The 451-nt window shown below is 71.2% G+C and carries 1 protein-coding gene; it reads left to right on the forward strand.

Going from position 1 to position 451, the window contains the following annotated elements; genetic code table 11:
* Nucleotides 1–451: TetR family transcriptional regulator (locus LPA54_RS38605; protein WP_228985047.1), on the forward strand; the 451-nt coding region annotated here is incomplete at both ends.

Genomic DNA, 451 nt, shown 5'->3' on the forward strand with positions numbered 1-451 from the left:
CCACGACCGAGCAGCCGGAGTCCACCGCCGGCTCGCGTGCCGCCGCCCAGCGCCTCAAGATGCGCCGGGAACTGGCGGCCGCCGCGATGGAGCTGTTCGCGACCAAGGGGTACGAGGCGACCACCGTCGACGAGATCGCGGCCGCCGCCGGGGTGGCCCGCCGCACGTTCTTCCGCCACTTCCGCTCCAAGGAAGAGGCGATCTTCCCCGACCACGACGACACCCTGGTCCGCGCCGAGGCGGTGCTCAACGCCGCGCCCGCGCACGAGCATCCGCTCGACACGGTGTGCCGGGGCATCAAAGAGGTCATGAAGATGTACGCGGCGCGGCCGGACATCTCGGTCGCCCGCTACAAGCTGACCCGTGAGGTGCCCACCCTGCGGGAGGCGGAGATCGCCTCGGTGGCCCGCTACGAGCGGCTGTTCACCCGCTATCTGCTGGGCCACTTCGA

Origin of the sequence: Streptomyces sp. DH12, assembly GCF_020873895.1 — a bacterium.
Taxonomy (GTDB): domain Bacteria; phylum Actinomycetota; class Actinomycetes; order Streptomycetales; family Streptomycetaceae; genus Streptomyces.